General features: G+C 73.4%; 13 protein-coding genes. 8 read left to right on the forward strand and 5 right to left on the reverse strand.

Annotated elements, in window-relative coordinates; all coding sequences use genetic code 11:
• Positions 1-23 precede the first annotated feature (23 nt).
• From HT134_RS28740 to HT134_RS28770, 7 genes are all read left to right on the forward strand, one after another.
• The gene (locus HT134_RS28740; RefSeq protein ID WP_175603590.1) at positions 24-899 is read left to right on the forward strand and encodes a dihydrodipicolinate synthase family protein; all 876 of its coding nucleotides are present in this window, start codon (positions 24-26) and stop codon (positions 897-899) included.
• Complete coding sequence (locus tag HT134_RS28745) at positions 896-1,651, forward strand: SDR family NAD(P)-dependent oxidoreductase (protein ID WP_217708508.1); 756 nt, start codon at positions 896-898, stop codon at positions 1,649-1,651. The genes HT134_RS28740 and HT134_RS28745 overlap by 4 nt, the downstream gene beginning before the upstream one ends.
• The gene (locus HT134_RS28750; protein ID WP_175603592.1) at positions 1,648-2,616 is read left to right on the forward strand and encodes a sugar kinase; all 969 of its coding nucleotides are present in this window, start codon (positions 1,648-1,650) and stop codon (positions 2,614-2,616) included. Before HT134_RS28745 ends, HT134_RS28750 begins: the two co-directional genes overlap by 4 nt.
• Before the next feature lie 105 nt (positions 2,617-2,721).
• Positions 2,722-3,966 carry an ABC transporter substrate-binding protein gene (locus HT134_RS28755; protein ID WP_175603593.1) on the forward strand — a complete coding sequence of 415 codons (1,245 nt, stop codon included), beginning with the start codon at positions 2,722-2,724 and terminating at the stop codon, positions 3,964-3,966.
• Positions 3,945-4,907, forward strand: a complete 963-nt coding sequence (locus tag HT134_RS28760) for a carbohydrate ABC transporter permease (RefSeq protein WP_217708509.1) — start codon at positions 3,945-3,947, stop codon at positions 4,905-4,907. Before HT134_RS28755 ends, HT134_RS28760 begins: the two co-directional genes overlap by 22 nt.
• Before the next feature lie 18 nt (positions 4,908-4,925).
• Positions 4,926-5,780, forward strand: a complete 855-nt coding sequence (locus tag HT134_RS28765; RefSeq protein WP_175603594.1) for a carbohydrate ABC transporter permease — start codon at positions 4,926-4,928, stop codon at positions 5,778-5,780.
• 36 nt (positions 5,781-5,816) lie between these two features.
• On the forward strand, positions 5,817-8,822 hold the full coding sequence (locus HT134_RS28770; RefSeq protein WP_217708510.1) for an Ig-like domain-containing protein: 3,006 nt from the start codon (positions 5,817-5,819) through the stop codon (positions 8,820-8,822).
• Positions 8,823-9,027: 205 nt separating this feature from the next.
• On the opposite strand, the gene HT134_RS28775 is transcribed toward HT134_RS28770, so the two are convergent.
• The 3 genes from HT134_RS28775 to HT134_RS28785 all read right to left on the reverse strand — a co-directional run bounded on the left by HT134_RS28775 (position 9,028) and on the right by HT134_RS28785 (position 12,358).
• Positions 9,028-10,032 (reverse strand): enolase C-terminal domain-like protein, encoded by a 1,005-nt coding sequence (locus HT134_RS28775; protein ID WP_175603595.1) that lies wholly within the window; start codon positions 10,030-10,032, stop codon positions 9,028-9,030.
• 10 nt (positions 10,033-10,042) lie between these two features.
• A complete protein-coding gene (locus HT134_RS28780) occupies positions 10,043-11,437 on the reverse strand; it encodes an MFS transporter (protein WP_217708511.1) in 1,395 nt (464 codons plus the stop codon).
• Positions 11,438-11,590: 153 nt separating this feature from the next.
• Positions 11,591-12,358, reverse strand: a complete 768-nt coding sequence (locus tag HT134_RS28785; RefSeq protein ID WP_175603596.1) for a TetR/AcrR family transcriptional regulator C-terminal domain-containing protein — start codon at positions 12,356-12,358, stop codon at positions 11,591-11,593.
• Positions 12,359-12,460: 102 nt separating this feature from the next.
• Between HT134_RS28785 and HT134_RS28790 the strand changes: the two genes are divergently transcribed.
• A complete protein-coding gene (locus tag HT134_RS28790; RefSeq protein WP_175603597.1) occupies positions 12,461-13,906 on the forward strand; it encodes a DHA2 family efflux MFS transporter permease subunit in 1,446 nt (481 codons plus the stop codon).
• A 12-nt stretch (positions 13,907-13,918) separates the two neighbouring features.
• Here HT134_RS28790 and HT134_RS28795 read toward each other — a convergent pair whose 3' ends face one another.
• Entirely contained in the window at positions 13,919-15,013 is a 1,095-nt protein-coding gene (locus tag HT134_RS28795; RefSeq protein ID WP_175603815.1) for a VWA domain-containing protein, read from the reverse strand.
• A 31-nt stretch (positions 15,014-15,044) separates the two neighbouring features.
• Positions 15,045-17,561, reverse strand: coding sequence for a DUF5682 family protein (locus tag HT134_RS28800; protein WP_175603598.1), 2,517 nt, complete (start codon positions 17,559-17,561; stop codon positions 15,045-15,047).
• Positions 17,562-17,567: the final 6 nt, after the last annotated feature.

Raw genomic sequence — 17,567 nt, forward strand, 5'->3', positions numbered from 1 at the left:
ACGCAGCTGAAAGGGAGTATCCGTTGGTTCTGTCTGGACTGATCCCCATCCTCGCCACCCCCTTCGCCGATGGCGGCGAGCTCGACCTGCCGAGCCTGCGCAGGCTGACCGAGTGGCAGCTCGCCTCCGGAGCCGACGGGGTGGCCGTGTTCGGGATGGCCAGCGAGGGCTTCGCCCTGACCGCCGACGACCGCGCGCGCGTGCTCGCCGAGGTACGGGCCGCCGCCGGCGCCGCCCCGGTCGTCGCGGGCGTCGGCGCGACCAGCACCGCCACCGCGCTCGAACAGGCGCTCGCCGCGCGGGACGGCGGCGCCGACGCCCTCATGGTGCTGCCGCCGTACCTGGTCAAGCCGTCCGGGGCGCAGCTCGTCGACTTCTACGGCGTCGTGGCCGAGCGAGCGGGGATCGACGTGATGGTGCAGGACGCGCCCGGCGCCACCGGCGTCAGCATGCCGGAGCCGTTGATCGTGGAGCTCAGCAAGCTCGACGGCGTCACCTCGGTGAAGGTGGAGGCGCCGCCGACCGCGCCCAAGGTCGGGGCGGTGGCCGCGGGCGTCCCCGACGGCTTCGCCGTCTTCGGCGGGCAGAACGCGCTGTTCTGCTTGGAGGAGTACGCGCTGGGGGCCGTCGGCACGATGCCTGCCTGCGAGTTCACCGACCTGCTCGCGCCGGTGCTGGCCGACTGGGCGGCCGGGCGCGCGGAGCGGGCCCGCGCGGGGCACGCCAGGCTGCTGCCGCTGATCCGCTTCGGCATGCAGCCCGGCCTGGCCTGGGCGGTGCACAAGGAGGTGCTGGTCCGCCGCGGGCTCATCGACTCGGCCGCCGTACGCTCCCCCGCCCGCCCCCTGGACCGCGACAGCCGCGCCCTCCTCGACGCGCTCACGGCGGAGCTGTGGTGACGGCGGGCGCCGGATCACCGGCCACGCCCGAGGTGCGCGGCGTGCTGGTGGCGGGCGGCAACTCCGGCATCGGCCTGGCCGTCGCCGCCGCGTTCGCCGAGCGGGGCGACCGGGTGGCCGGGATCGGCCTGCAGCCGTGCGCCGACCCCGTCTACGACGCCTTCCTCGTCCGCGACTGCGCCGTCCCCGCCGAGGCCGACGCCGCCGTCGCCGAGGCTGAGGGCCTCCTCGGTCGGCTGGACGTCCTGGTGCTGGCCACGGCCGTGATGCCGGTCGCGTCCGTGGTGCGCACCACCGACGAGCAGTGGAGGTCTGCGATCGGGGCCACCCTGGACGCCGCCTTCCACCTGTGCAGGGCCGCGCTGCCCCGCCTCGCGCCGGGCTCCGCCGTCGTCGCGGTCAGCTCGGTCAACGCGTTCCTGGCCGCACCGGGCGTGCCCGCGTACGCCGCCGCCAAGGGCGGCCTGGACGCGTTCGTCCGCCAGCTCGCCCTGGAGTACGGCCCCGCCGGGATCCGCGTCAACTCCGTGGCTCCCGGCCTGATCGGCGGGGAGGGCCTGGAGAACGCCGCGGAGGGCTACCCGCTCGGGCGCACCGGGACGCCGCGGGACGTGGCCGAGGCGGTGGCCTTCCTCGCCTCGCCCGGCGCCGCGTTCATCACCGGGGCGGTCCTGCCGGTGGACGGCGGGCTGTCGATCGCCTCGCCCGCCGCCTACCTGCGCCCGGACCTCCGGGCCCGGTTCCTCCCGTGACCGGCCGCGGAGCCGGCCCGGAGGCCGGTGCCGGGCGGCTCGACGTGGTGGGCGTCGGCGAGGCCATGGTGCTGCTGGAGGCGGACGACCTCGCGGGGGCGGAGCGCTTCGACGCCTCCGTCGCGGGCGCCGAGCTGAACGTGTGCACGGCGGTCGCCCGGCTCGGCCTGCGGGCGGCGTTCGCCTCGCGGGTCGGGACCGACCCGTTCGGGAGGCGGGTGCTGCGGGACGCGGCGGAAAGAGGCGTGGACACCGGCCTGGTGGTCACCGACGCCGGCCGTCCGACCGGCGTGTTCTTCAAGGAGATCAGGCCGGACGGCGGGCGGCGCGTCCACTACTACCGCGCGGGCTCGGCCGCCTCCGCCATGGACGTCCCCGACGCGGGGCCGATCCTGGCCCGGCGTCCCCGCGCGGTCGTCGTGTCCGGCCTGACCGCCGCGCTCGGGCCCGGACCGGCCCGGCTGGTCGCCGCCCTGTGCGAGCGGGCGGGGGACGCCCTGGTCGTCCTCGACCCGAACCTGCGCCCCGCCCTGCCGGTGCCCGCGCTCGCGCCGCTCCTGCCCAGGGTCGGGCTGCTGGTGCTCGGCCAGGACGAGTCGCGGGTGCTGTTCGGCGAGAGCGACCCGGCGCGGGTGTTCGCCGCGGCCAGGGCCGCCGGGGTGGGCGAGGTGGTGCTCAAGGGCGGCCCCGAGGGCGCCTGGTACGCGGGGGAAGCGGGCCCCGCGCACGTGCCGAGCGCCGCGCGCGAGGTGCGCGACCCCGTCGGCGCGGGCGACGCGTTCCTCGGCGGCTACCTGGCGGCCCGGCTGTCGGGAGCCGGGCCGGGCGCGGCCACCCGCCTCGGCGCCGAGCTGGCCGGCCGCGTCGTCGCCACGCCCGGCGACACGTCCGGGCTGCCGGATCCGGACGCCGCCCGCGCCCTGCTCCGCCACGCCCTGGCGGCGGAGGGCGCGGCTCGCCGGTAGACGGCGCCGCCGCGCCGATGCCGGTCACGAACTGGCTCTTGAACATGTGAGGACCGGCGAAATACCCTTGCTATCGATAGACGATTAACGGTGGAAGTAGGCCACATGAAGAGGCGACTGCTGGCGGCCGCGGCGACGGCTCTCGCGCTGACGGCGACGTCGGCGTGCGGCGGTGACGGTGGCGGCACGGACGGCGGAGCGGGCAGGACCACGCTGCGGATGATCGTCAACATCACGCCCAACCTCACCGAGCAGTTCTGGAACGGACTGTTCGACCGCTACGAGGCCAAGCACCCGGACGTGACCGTGCGACTGGAGCTCACCGGCACCATCGAGGCCGAGGCCAAGCTGCGCCAGGACCTCGCCGCCGGCGACCCGCCCGACATCGCGCAGCACGTGGTGCCCACCCCGGAGACCGCCGAGCTCTTCGTGGACCTGGCCGGCGAGCCGTGGGCCGCGGGGACGCCGCTGTACGACGACTACGCGATCGGCGGCAAGCACTACGTGGTCGGCGTCGGCGAGCAGATCCAGTCGCTGGTCTTCTACAACAAGAAGGCGTTCGCCGACGCGGGCCTCGACGCCACCCGGATCCGGACCATCGCCCAGTTCGAGGAGGCGATGGGCAGGCTCAAGAAGGCCGGGCTGGTCCCGCTGCAGACCGCCGGCCAGTGGGTGACCGGGGCGCAGTTCAGCATGCTGGCCGACGCGGGCGTGCTCACCGCCGACCCCGACTGGACGCTCAAGCGCAAGAAGGGCGAGACGTCCTTCGCGGCCGGCGGCTACCAGCGCTACTACGCGCTCTACCGGTCCTGGCTCGACCAGGGCTTCCTCGACAAGAGCGCGCTCGGGCTGCAGTACCCCGACGGCCAGGCCGCCTTCCTCAAGGGCGACTCGGCGATGTACGTCATGGGCTCCTACTTCGTGCCCGCGGCCGACGAGGCGGGCAAGAGCGACGGCATCGGCGTCTTCCCCGTGCCGTCCGACGGCGCGTACCCGCCCGGCCAGTTCGGCAACATGGCGCAGCCGTACACGGTGGTCGCGCAGTCCAAGCACCGCGAGGCGGCGATCGACCTGGTCGAGTGGCTGGTGACCGACGAGGAGGCCATCAAGGTCCAGCTCGCCGCCGACGGCAACCTGCGCAAGGGGTTCGCCCGCGACGTCTCCAGCCTCGGGGGCGGCGTGCAGAAGATCCTCGACGAGGCGCCGGCCGTCCTGGTCAAGCAGGGCGAGCGGCAGCCGGTCCAGGGCTACGCCGACGAGCTGAACAAGCAGATCCAGTCGCTGTTCACCGGCGCCTCGGCCGGTGACGTCGCCACGAGGCTGGACCAGTGGTGGGACTCGCAGGGCTGAGCGCGGACTCCGTGCGGGTGGCCGCGCGGAGTCCCGGCTCCGATCGCAGCACGCCGGGCGGCCGGCGCCGCCGCCTGCGCGAGGCGGCGCTGAGCGCGGGCATGCTCGCCCCCGCCGTCCTGGTGTACACGGTCATGACCGTCGTCCCGGTGGTCGTGGCGCTGTACCTGAGCCTCACCGACTGGAACGGCTTCTCCTCGGCGGCCTTCGTCGGCCTGGACAACTACGCCCGCCTGTTCGACGACCCGGACACCGCCCGGGCCGGGGTGGTCACCGTGATCGTGGCCTGCTTCGGGTCGGTGGGGATGCTCGGGCTGGGCCTGGTCTACGCGCTCCAGCTCAAGGAGCGGAACTGGGCCAACTCCTTCTTCCGCACCCTCGCCTACTACCCGCACGTGATCAGCTCGCTCATCCTGGGCTTCCTGTGGAGCGCCATCCTCGGCACCAACGGCGCGATCAACAACAGCCTCGCCGACCTCGGCGTCGGCCCCGTCGGCTTCCTGTTCGACGAGAACCTCGCGGTGATCACCCTGGTGGGCGTCGTCGTGTGGGCGGGCTTCGGCTTCAACGTGGTGCTGTTCGTGGCCGGCCTGCAGACGGTGCCGCGCGAGCTCGTCGAGGCGGCGCAGATCGACGGCGCGTCGCGACGGCAGATCAACCGGAGGATCGTCATCCCGATGATCGCGCCGGTGGTCACCGTCGCCATGGTGCTCGACCTGGTGGGGCTGATCAAGGTGTACGACATCGTCGTCAGCCTCACCGGCGGCGGCCCGGCCGGGGCCACCGAGACCATCGCGTACGTCATCCTCACCCAGTCGTTCGCCGGCACGGACGTCGGCTTCGCCACCGCGCAGGCCGTGGGTCTCATGGTGGCCTGCGCGGCGCTGTCGGTCGCCGTCACCGCCCTGCGCAACCGGCAGGACCGGGCCGCGGCGAGCTAGGTACCCCCAGGAGCCCCCATGACCCTCAACCCCCGCGCCGGGGCGCGGCGGCCGTCGCCGGTCCGCGCCGCGCTGCTGACCCTGCTGTTCGCCGTCATGTCCGTGCCGGTCTACCTCCTGCTCGTCAACAGCTTCAAGCCGCGGCAGGACATCCAGAACAGCCCGTTCTCGCTGCCGTTCGCCGGCATCTCGCTGGACCACCTGTCGGCGGCGGTGCAGAGCCCCCAGTACAACGTGCTCAAGAGCTACGGCTTCACGCTCGCGCTGGTGGTCGCCGTCGATCTGCTGTGCGTCCTGTTCGCCGGGCCGGCCGCGTACGTGATCGCGCGCAGCCTCAAGCGGCGCACCCAGCTCCTGCTGCTGTTCTTCCTGGCCGGCACGTTCATCCCCGCTTCGGCCCTCGTCGTGCCGCTGATCCACGTGCTGCGCGCGATCGGGCTGGGCAACACGGTGACCGGGCTGATCCTGCACGACGTCGCCATGACGCTGCCGGTGAGCATCTTCCTGTTCGTCGGCTTCATCCGCACCGTCCCCCGGGACATCGACCGCGCGGCCGCGATCGACGGGGCCGGGCGGCTGCGCACGTACTGGCAGGTCATCTTCCCGCTGACCCGACCGGCCGTGATCACGGTGCTGATCCTCAACTCGATCGGGATCTGGAACGACTTCATCAGCCCGCAGATCCTGCTGAGCCCCGGGTCCGGCACCTACACGGTCACCACCGCCGTCTACGCCGGCATCAGCCAGTACTCGACCGACATGACCAAGGTCTTCCCCAACCTCCTCCTCGCCGTGGCCCCGGTGATCGTCTTCTTCGTCCACATGCAGCGGCACATCATCAGCGGCCTGACGGTCGGCGCGCTCAAGGGCTGAGCGGGCCCCATCCCCCACCCCCGGAAAGGCGGAAGAGTGTCCATCACCCGACGGCTGGGCGCCACCCTGGCGGCCTGCCTCCTGTTATCCCTGGCGGCGACGCCCGCGGTGGCGCACGCGGAGACCGCCCCGCGGCCGCCAGGAAAGATCCTCTACGTCGCGCCCGGCGGTGACGACGCCGGCAGCGGGACGAAAGGCCGCCCCTTGCGCACCCTCGAAGGGGCCAGGGACGCCATCAGGAAGCTCAAGGCCCGCCACGGCCTGCCCCGCGGCGGGGTGACCGTCTACCTGCGCGAAGGCACGTACCAGCGGAGCGCGTCGTTCACGCTCGACCAGCGGGACTCCGGCACGGCGAAGGCACCGGTCGTCTACCGCTCCTACCCCGGCGAAACGGCCCGGCTCACCGGCGGGCGGCAGCTCGACCACGACAGCTTCACCCCGGTGACCGACGAGGCCGTGCTGCGGCGCATCGTGGACGAGCCGGCCCGGGGCAAGGTGCTGCGGGCCGACCTCGCGGCCCTCGGCATCACCGACTACGGGCAGCTCAGCCGGCACGGTTACTGGAAGGCCAACGACGTCAGCGCCGTCCCGCCCATGGAGCTGTACGTGGCGGGCCAGGGCATGACGCTGGCCCGCTGGCCCAACGACGGTACCGTCCAGATGAACAAGATCATCGACGCCGGGCCCACCGTGAAGGACGCCGACCTGCAGAAGCGTGGCGGCACGTTCAGCTACGGCTACGACCGGCCGCGCCACTGGACGCAGGCCGAGGACGTCTGGCTGGACGGCATCTTCGGCTACAGCTGGGAGTGGTCGTACAACAAGATCTCCGCGATCGACCCCGAGGCGAAGACGATCACCCTGCGCTACGGCGAGATGTCCGGCCTGATGAAGTCGTGGTACCCGGACTTCCACTTCGCCCAGAACCTGCTGGAGGAGCTGGACGCCCCCGGCGAGTACTACATCGACCGGGCCAAGGGCGTGCTGTACCTGATGCCCAACGCGGCCTTCCGCGCGAAGCAGGGCGACGTCACCGTCACCATGCTCAAGGAGCCGATGATCAGAACCGCCGGCGCCTCCCACGTCTCCTTCCAGGAGCTGGCGCTGGAGTACGGGCGCAGCCTGCCCGCGGTGATCCTCGGCGGCAGCCACGTCACCATCGAACGCAGCGACATCCAGAACTTCGCCGACGGCGGCGTGTACATCAACGCGGCCGGCCGCTACGTCTACGACGGCATCCCGGACAAGAGCAAGGGCCGCGACCACGCCGTGGTGTCCTCCACGATCCGGCACGTCGGCGGCGTGGGCGTCGTCCTCAACGGCGGCGACGGCAAGACCCTGGAGCCGGGCCGCAACCGGGTGGAGAACTCGCACATCCACGACTTCGCCTACTACCACAGGGCGTACAACCCGGGCGTGATGTTCGACGGCGTCGGGAACACGGCCCGCGGCAACGAGATCCACGACGCGCCGCATCCCGGCATCATCGTCCACGGCAACGACCACCTCATCGAGTACAACGACATCCACGACATCTGCCAGGACTTCCAGGACCTCGGCGCGATCTACATGAACGCCGGCATGACGCCGCACGAGCGGGGCACCGTGATCCGGCGCAACTACTTCCACCACATCGGCGAAGGGCGCGGCGGCGTCGAGGGCATCTACCCCGACAACCTCACGATGGGCCTGACGATCGACGAGAACCTCTTCTACCGGATGGGCAACGACGCCATCAAGAGCGGCTCCGGCGACCACATCAAGGCCAGGAACAACGTCTTCGTCGACACCCACGTCCCGTACGACAACTACGAGCTGTGGATGGGCGACCAGCCGGGCAACACGGTGGACAAGAACTACCTGCCGGCCTGGCGGAAGCTCTTCGAGGAGAACGGCGGCTTCGCCGGCACCCCGTACGCCGCGAAGTACCCGGAACTGCTCACCTTCTTCGACGAGAACCACTACTTCCCGGCGAAGAACTTCTTCGAGAACAACCTCGTCTGGAACCCCGAGCTGGCACGGGCGTCCAGCGTCAACCAGCACGGCGCACGGGACGTCAAGAACCTGCTCAACTACGCCGGCAACTGGGTCGCCGACCGCAACCCCGGCTTCACCGACTGGCAGGCCGGTGACTTCTCCCTGACCGCGGACGCCGAGGTCTTCCGGCGCATCCCCGGGTTCAAGGCCGTCCCGTTCGCCGAGATCGGCACCCACGGCAAGGTGGGGCTGCCGGGCGGGCCCGACCGGATCGAGCTGACCGCCCTCCACCTGCCCGGCGACGAGCTCACCGTCCCGCTCGGCAAGACGGTGTCCGTCCGGGCCGAGCCGGTGCCGTGGAACGCCACCGACCAGGCGGTGACGTACGCGAGCAGCGACCCGGCGGTGGCCACGGTGAGCGCCGACGGCACGGTCACCGCGCTCATGCCGGGCACCACCACCGTCTCGGTCGCCTCCAAGGCCCACCCGGAGATCACCGACACGGCCGCCGTCACCGTGAGCGAGGGCGACGGCGTCATGCACGCCACCGACTTCGAGTCCGGCGGCAACGGCTGGCCCGTCGATCCCAACCGCGCCATCGTCGCCGACGCCGCCGGCAACCATTGGTACCGGATCGTCAAGGGCGCCAACGCGCTGCTCGACCGCCCCTTCACCGACTACGCGCTGTCGTACCGGCTGCGGACGCCCGCGCAGGTGCCCGAGGGGGCCGTGCTCATCATGTACGACCGCCAGGGCGGCGCCGGCGGCGGCTACGTCCGCTACCGGCACGCGGCGGCCGGGCCGACCTGGACGCTCTACGACGCGCAGTGGCGGACGCTGAGGCAGGCCGTCCTGCCGGCCGAGCGCGGCCTGCGCCCCGACACCGTCTACGACGTGCGGATGGCGGTGCGGGGGGCGTCGGTGAGCGTCAGCGTCGGCGGTGAGACCGTCCTCGAAGGCGAGAACCCGGCGCACAACCCGTCCGGGAAGGTCGGCTTCTACGCCGAGGGCTTCACGCACCTCGACTTCGACGACGTCACGTTCTCGCTGCCACGGGCCTCCTGACCGGCGTCCGGGGCGCCGCCCGGCGGCGGCGCCCCGGCTCGCGCAGGTCCTCGATCTCGCCCACCCCGAGCCCGCCGGCCGGACGAAATCCGCTCATGCCGCCCCCTTCGCGAAGCTCTGCGGCGATCGTCGCGGAGTCCCCCAACGCCTCGCCCCTTCCCTCACCCGTAGGCGATCAAGGTAGGGCGGCCGGATCACACCCGGGTCACGCCCGCGCGTGGTCCTTGGCCAGGCGGTGCACGCGGGCCTCGTCGATCGTGTGTCCCAGGCCGGGCTGCGTGAGCGGCACCGCCACGACGCCCGCGTTGGCGCCCACGATGGGCGTGACGATCTGGTTGGCGCGCGGCGGCTGGGTGACGTCGCAGGGCAGCGTGCAGCCCGGCAGGCTGGCCACCGCGACCGTCGCCGCCCGGGCCAGGCCCGCGCCCTGCCCGCCGGCGCACTGGATGTCCCAGCCGGCCGCCGCCGCGCGGTCGTGGGCGCGGCGGGCCTCCGTGAGCGACGGGAACGCCGTGGGCCGCAGCAGCAGCACGCGGGCCGCTCGCAGCGTCAGGTAGTCGTCCAGTTCGGCGGTCGAGCGGACCTCGACGGCGACCGCGGCCGACACCTGGTCCTGCAGCGAGGCGTGGCGGTAGACGTCGCCCGCGGCGAACGGCCGCTCGATGACCTCGATGCCGTAGGAGTCGAGGGCCACGAGCTGGCCGTCGTCGGTGTAGGAGCCGCCGCCGTCCACGGCGAGCGTCAGCGCGGGGTACGCCTGGCGCACGGCCCGGACCGGTTCGACGTCCCAGCCGGGCCGGACGTCGAGCGTGACGTGGCCGTATCCGGCGCAGACCTGCTGGTTGACGCGCGCGACGAGGTTCTCGGCCGAGGTGTCGGGCGTGAGGCGGACGGTGGCCATGAGGGAAGTGCGGTCGCCGCCGATCGCGTGGGCGAGGGGGACGCCGCGCATGCGGGTCCACAGGTCCCAGCAGGCCATGTCGACCGCCGGGTCGCTGGCGGGGAGGGCGTCGGGGTGCTCCCAGTCGACGCCGATCAGCAGCGCGCCGAGCGTCTCCTCCAGCCGGGAGAACGTCTTCGGGTGGGGGGCGAGCGCCTCGCCCCATCCCGTCATGCCGGCGTAGTCCGTGAGCTTCACGAGCAGGCTCTCGGACCGTCTGCCGAACGGCAGGACGATCCGGTAGACCTCCGCCTCCCGCACTCGCGGCATGTGCCCCCCTTTATGACGCGGCTCCCTCCAGTGTGCCCGCCTCGGCGGACTGGGCAAAACGGGGCGCCACGACGACCGCCAGCACGGCCAGCGCGAACGTGAACGCCAGCCCGACCAGATACGACTCGCCCGACGCCGTGAACAGGGCCCCGGCGCCGGCCACGGCCACGACCGTGAAGACGGACTCGCCGACGCCGACGGCGGCGGTGTTCCCGCCCTCCTCGCCCGGCCGCGACATCTCCAGCACCATGACCGAGACCGTCGGGTGCAGGACGCCGATGCCGAGGCCGGAGATCGCCATGGCGACGTGGGCCACCACGAGCGGCGCGGAGTCGACCAGGACGAGCGAGACGAGCGCGATGCCCACGGCGATCATGGCGGCGCCGCCGCGGACCGCGGCCACGTTGCCGATGACGCCGCGGCCCTTGATCCAGGAGCCGGTGGACCAGCCGAGCGCGCCGATCGTCAGCACGATGCCGGCGCCCGTCGGCGACAGGTCGCGCTCGCTCCTCAGCATGAGCGGGATGAGCACCTCGGTGGCCATGAGCGCGCCGTAGGCGAGGCCGCGCAGCACCGGCGCGGTGGGCAGGCCGCGGGCGACGCGCAGGGAGCCGGGCAGCAGGAGCTTGGGCAGGCCGACGGCCAGCAGGACGACGCCGGCGGCGAGCAGGGGCAGCCCGGCGAGCTTGAGCGCGCTGCCGTACTGGACGAGGGCGGCGGCGACGGCCGTCAGCGTGGCCCAGACCAGCTTGCCGCCGAGGCGCGCGGGGGGCGCGCCCTCCTGGTCGCCGGCGCTGCCGCGGGCCGCCTCCGCCCGGCCCGCGATGCCGCGCCAGAGCAGCAGCGCGGAGGGGACCACGATCAGCGACACACCGAGGAAGATCCACCGCCAGTCGGCGTTCTCCACGACGAACCCCGCGATGGCCGGCCCCACCATGGACGGCACCACCCACGCGGCCGAGAACAACCCGAACACCTTGGGGTGCATCGCCGGCGGGTAGAGCCGGGCGACCAGCACGTACAGCGAGACCTGGACGAGGCCCGCCCCGAGTCCCTGCACGAACCGGCCGGCGACCAGCACCTCCATCGTGGGCGCGAACCCGGCCACCAGCAGCCCGGCCACGAAGCTCGCCACACCAGCCGCCAGCGGCGCGACGGGGCCGCGCACGTCGCTCCACCTGCCGCCGAGCACGGTCGCGATCACGCTGGCCGCCAGGGTGGCGCTGAACGCCAGGTTGTACAGGGGCATGCCGCCGAGTTCGCGGGCCACGACGGGCATGGCCGTGGCCACCGCCATGGCCTCGAACGCCACCAGGATGACCAGGGCCACCAGGCCTACGCTGAGCGTCCGGTAGCTGGCGGAGACCACGCCGGGGACGGGGGGAGCTTCAAGAGTCGTTGTCATACCGGCACGCTAGGGTCACGGCCGTCGCGGCACATCGGGCCCGGGTCCTAGGCAATTGGGCCTAAGAACTCGGGGCGGGGCCTGATGACTGGGGGCGGGGCCTGAGGACTGGGGGCGGGGCCCGTGCCCGTCGGGTCCCCGCCCGTGGGCGGCTCAGGTCGCGGGCTTGCCCCCGCCGCCGGGCATGCGCGCCACGAGGCCGTCGAACAGCAGGTCCAGCCCGTAGCGGAAGCGGGCCTCGCCGCCGTCCGCCACCAGGGCCCGCGCGTGCCGGCTGAGGTGCGGGAACCGGTCGGACGGCAGCGACGAGAAGTACTCCTCGATCTGCGCGACGTACATGTGGAAGTACTCGTTGAGCTTGGTGTGGCCCAGCGCCTTCATGCGGGGGTAGTGCAGCGAGCCCTCGAAGGCGTCCGCGCAGACGTACAGGACGATCCGGTCGAAGGCCAGCGAGGCGTCGCGCGGCGGCATGCCGGCGTCGATGAGCAGGCCGAACATGTACTCGGACAGCCGGATCGCGTTCGGCCCGGTGGGGATGCTGGCCAGCGCCGCCCGGGCGACGTCGGCGTGGCCGACGATGACGCGGTGCAGCTCCAGCGCGCACTGGCGCAGCAGCGTCAGCCAGCGGGAGGGGTCGTACTCCGGCAGCCTGACCTCGCCGAGCACCCGGTCGTAGATGAGCTCCAGCAGCTCCTCCTTGGCCGAGACGTGCGCGTACAGCGAGGCCGGGCCGGTGCCGAGCTCCTGCGCGACCCGCCGCATGCTGAGCGCGTCGAGCCCTTCGGCGTCGAGGACCCGCAGGCCGGTCTCGACGATCAGCTCGCGGCTGAGCTGGGGTCTGGGCTGGGAGGGCTTGCGTGCCTTGCGCCAGGGCGGCAGGGGGACTTCCGGGAGGTCATCGTCACTGTTCGCGCGTCGCATACGAACACTGTACTTGACACGAACACCGTTCGCCCATAAAACGGTGTTCGTTGACGAACGGCGTTCGTAGATCACGAACGATGTTTCCCAAGGAGTTCCCCCATGACCCTCACCGCACCCGGCGTCGTCACGGCGCCGCAACCACACCGCTGGCGCTGGCCGGCCCTCGGCGTCATCCTGGCCGCCGAGGTCATGGACATGCTCGACGCCCTCATCACCACCATCGCGGCCCCCACCATCCGCCAGGACCTGGGCGGCGAGGAGAGCCTGGTGCAGTGGCTCGGCGCCGGCTACACCCTGGCCATGGCCGTCGGCCTCATCACCGGGGGCCGGCTCGGCGACCTGCTGGGCCGCAAGAGGATGTTCCTGATCGGCGCGGCAGGGTTCACGGTCATGTCACTGCTGTGCGGCCTGGCCGGCAACCCCGAGCTGCTCATCGCCGGCCGGGCGTTGCAGGGCCTGTTCGGGGCGGTCATGCTCCCGCAGGGCCTCGGCATGATCAAGGAGATGTTCCCGCCGGAGGAGATGGGCAAGGCGTTCGGCGCGTTCGGCCCCGTCATGACGCTCGGATCGGTCGGCGGGCCGATCCTCGGCGGGTGGCTGGTCGACGCCGACCTGTTCGGCATGGGCTGGCGGATGATCTTCTTGATCAACCTGCCGCTCGGGCTGGCCGCGGTGCTGGCCGGGCTGAAGTTCCTGCCGGAGATCCGGCTCTCCGCCGCCACCCGGCTCGACCTCGTCGGTGTGCTGCTCGTGTCCGCGGCCGCGTTCCTGCTCGTCTACCCGCTCATCCAGGGTCCCGAGCTCGACTGGCCGGTCTGGACGTTCGCCTCGATGGCGGGCTCGATCGTGCTGTTCGCCGTCTTCGCCGCCTTCGAGACGCGCCGGGCCAGGAGCGGCAAGGACCCGCTGGTCACGCCCAGCCTGTTCCGCAAGCGGGCGTTCACCGGCGGGCTGGTCGCGGGGCTCGCGTTCTTCTCCGGCCTGATCGGCTTCAGCCTCGTCCTGTCCCTGTTCACCCAGGTGGGTCTGCACTACAGCCCATTCAAGGCCGGGCTCACGTCCCTGCCGCAGGCGCTCGGCTCCGTGGCCGGCTTCGGCCTGGCGATGTCGGGCCTGCAGGAGAAGCTCGGCCGCGGTCTGCTGCAGATCGGCGCCGTGATCATGGCCGCCGGCGCCGCGGTGTTCGGCGTGACCGTCCACCTCACCGGCCTGGACGCCTCCCCGTGGCAGCTCGCCCCCGGCCTGGCGATCGCCGGGATCGGGATGGGCATGATCATGGCGCCGTTCTTCGACATCGTGCTGGCCGGCGTCGAGAACCACGAGTCCGGCTCCGCCTCCGGCACGCTCACGGCCGTGCAGCAGCTCGGGGCCGCGCTCGGCACCGCCGTCCTCGGGACGTTCTTCTTCCACCTGCTCAAGGCGCGGTGGAGCTTCGGCGCGGCGATGCAGGCCACCGTGTGGGTCGAGATCGGGCTGCTCGGGCTCACGCTCGCGCTGTCGTTCCTCCTCCCGAAGCGGGCCCGCACCGACCAGGCGGGCCACTGACGGCGGCGCCCGTCATGAGGTGTGGCTCTCCACCCAGTGGCCCAGGTCGCGCCGCTCGATCGCGGCGGCCATCAGCTCGGGGAAGGCGTCGGGCGTGCACGCGAAGGCGGGCACGCCCAGCGCCGCGAGCGCGGCCGCGTTGTCGCGATCGTACGACGGCGCCCCCTCGTCGGACAGCGCCAGCAGCACGACCACCTGCACGCCCGCCTGGGTCATCGCGGCGACCCGGCGCAGCAGCTCCTCCCGCGCCCCGCCCTCGTACAGGTCGCTGACCAGCACGAAGATCGAGTCGGCGGGCCGGGTGATGAGCCCCTGGGCGTAGGCGACGGCCCGGTTGATGTCGGTGCCGCCGCCGAGCTGCGTGCCGAACAGCACCTCCACCGGATCGTCCAGCCGGTCGGTGAGGTCCACCACGGCCGTGTCGAACACCACCATCGACGTCCGCAGCGACCGCAGCGACGCCAGCACCGCGCCGAACACCCCCGCGTACACCACCGAGGCCGCCATCGACCCGCTCTGGTCGACGCACAGCACCACCTCCCGCCGCACCGCCCGCTGCCTGCGGGCGTGCCCGACCAGCCGCGACGGCACGACCGTGCGGTGCTCCGGCAGGTAGTGCGACAGGTTCGCCCGGATCGTCCGGTCCCAGTCGATGTCGGCCGCCCGGCGCGGCCGGTGGGTGCGGGCGGAGCGGTCGAGCGCCCCGGTGACGGCCGCCCTGGTCTTCTGGGCGAGCCGCCGTTCCAGCTCCAGCACCACCTTGCGCACCACGGCGCGGGCCGATTCGCGCGCCCGGCCGGGCATGACCCGGTTGAGCGCGAGCAGCGTGCCCACCAGGTGGACGTCGGGCTCGACCGCCTCCAGCATCTCCGGTTCGAGGAGGAGGCGGGTGAGGTCCAGCCGTTCGATGGCGTCCTTCTGCATCACCTGGACGACCGTGGACGGGAAGTACGTCCTGATGTCGCCCAGCCAGCGGGCCACGCGCGGGGCGGAGGCGCCGAGCCCGCCGTCGCGCTCGTAGACGGCGGACAGGGCGCCGTCCATCGCCGCGTCGGACCCGTGCAGCGCCACGCCGGTGCCGTCGGCCTCCCCGCCGCCCAGCACCATCCGCCACCTGCGCAGCCGCTCCTCCGTGCCGTCACTCACCCGTGTTCTCCTGATCCGTGTCCGCTCCCCCGGCGCGGGCGCCGATGATGGCCAGCACCGTGGCGACCGCGGGAGCCGCGCGACGCTCGTCCACGTCGCGCTCCGGCCGCCGCACGTGCCGCCCCGCCGACCGCACCCGCTCGCCGATCGCCCGTCGCTCCGGTACGGCGTAACCGCCGAACGTGCGGCGCAGCAACGGCAGCACCTCGGTGAACTGCTCGCCGGAAAGCCCGGTCAGCCACCCGTCCACCAGCTCCAGCAGCCGGGCGTCGTGCACCAGCAGCAGCCCGCCGCCCGCCAGGAACCCCTCCACCCACGCCGCCGCCCTGGCCGGCGCCTGACCGCGCGACATCGCCCGGGACATGCGCTCGGCCGCGTCGCCCAGCTCGCCGGCGTCGAGCAGGATCCGGGTGAGCCGTCCCTCGATCAGCCCGTGCAGGCCGGGCCGCTCGCTGAGGTTGCGCAACGCGCGCAGCCACCGCGCCCGCACGCTCCCGTCTGCTCCCTCGGCCTCCGCCGCCTCCACCGCCTTCGCGGTCGCCCCCACACCGGCTTCCTCGGCCTCCGCGGCCGCCCCCACATCGGCTTGCTCGGGGGACGGGTCGCGCGCGGGCGGCGCGTCGAGCAGGGCGACCACCGCGTGGACCGCGTCGATGTGGCCGAGCAGGGTGGCCGCCGCCTCGTCGTCCAGCCCGGTCACCGCCGCCGGCAGCCCGACGCGGATCCGGTCCAGCATCGAGCGGACGATCACCGCCAGCCCCTCGGCCGGGGTGCCCCGCACGTCGCCGTAGCGCTGCGCGCGGGCCATCGCGGGCAGGGCGGCCATGAGGCGGGTGACGTCGGTGTCGAGGGCGGCCCTGGCGGACAGGGCGGCCAGCACCTCGGGCAACGCGTCCGGCAGCTCGGCCAGCAGGCACTGCTCGACCAGGTCCGCCAGCTCGGCCAGCGACACCACGGCGGTGCGGCCCCGCCCCGCGGCGGAGGAGCCACCGCCGCCGGACGGTGTGCCGCCGCCGGACGGTGTGCCGCCGCCGGACGGTGTGCCGTCGCCCGCGGCCAGATCGCGGGCGCGCCGGGTGGCGGCCTCGACCACCGTGACGCCGAGCGCCGCGCCCTCGATGAGCGTCAGGTCGAACTCGGGCCGCCAGCGCAGCCGCCACGTCTCCTTGAACGTGCCCTTGCCCCGCGACTCCCCCGGCGTGCCCCAGCCGACGCCGAGCAGCCGCAGCCGGTGCAGCAGGTGGCTGCGCTCGAGGTCGAGCGGCTTGCGCAGGTCGAGGGTCACGTCGCGGTCGAGCGCCTCGGGCTTGAGCCGCAGCCGCCGCTGCTGGTCGCGCAGGTCGCGCTGGAGCGGCACCATGGGCGTGCGGTCGGTGACGTGGCCGAGCCGGTCGCCGACGACCATGCGGCGCTGGATGAGCTCGACCGCCAGCTCGTCCCCCTCGCACAGCACCGCCCGGACCGCCTCGGTGACCTCGCCCAGCCCGGCGAGGGGACGTCCGCGCAGGGTGGCGAGGCCGTCGGCGAGCCGCACCGCCTCGATCACGTGCGCGGACGACACCGCGAGGCCCTCCTCGCGCAGCACGGCCGCCGCCGCGCCCAGCCACCGCTCGACGGGCCGGTCGGGGGCGGCGAACAGGTGGTCGTACCAGCCCGGGGAGGCGACCCCGGCGCCGTAGCCGCTCCACCAGGCCAGCCGCCCGTACGTCCACGGCACCCAGGTCAGCTCCGCCTTCACCTTGGGCAGGCCGCGCAGCAGCGCGTCGTCGGCCCTGGCGGGAGGCGGCGGCCCGGTCAGGGCGGGGACGTGCCAGGCGCCGCAGACCACCGCGATCCGCTGGTGCCCCTGCTTGCGGGCCGCGCGCAGGGTCTTGCGCATGTACGCCTCGCGCCGGGCCTCCCGGGCGTCGGGCAGGTGGCCCTCGCGCACGGCGGCCATCGCCTCGGCGATCACCTCGAACGGGGTGTCGCCGCGGTGCTCGACGACGTCCTCCCACCAGCGTTCGGGGTCGTCGTAGCCGGCGGCGCCGGCCAGGGCGGCGATGGGATCCGCCCGCACCTCCACGGGCGCCGCCTCACCGGCGTCCTCCGGGCCGCCGCCGGGCGGGCCCGAACCGGGATCCTCGTGGCCGCCGCCGGGCGGGCCCGAACCGGGGTCCTCCTGGCCCCCGGCGGGCGGCCCCGAAGCGGGGTCGGCGAGGGTGTGCGCGGCGGGCAGGTCGCAGAAGCGCACGGGCACGCCGCGCTCCGCCCCGTACAGGATGGCCTGCCACTCGGGCGAGAACCGGGCGAACGGCCAGAACGCCGCGCTCGACGGCGACCCCGGGACGTGCGCCAGCAATGCCACCGGCGGCTCCAGCTCGGGGGCGAGGGCCACCAGCGGGTCGGCCTCCGGCGGCCCCTCGACGAGGATCACGTCGGGCCGCAGCCGCCGCAGCTCCTCGCGGACGGCCCGCGCCGACCCGGGCCCGTGGTGGCGCACCCCCAGGACCGAGACAGTCAATCGCATCTCCTC

The sequence above is a fragment of the Nonomuraea rhodomycinica genome (assembly GCF_013363995.1).
Lineage (GTDB): Bacteria > Actinomycetota > Actinomycetes > Streptosporangiales > Streptosporangiaceae > Nonomuraea > Nonomuraea rhodomycinica.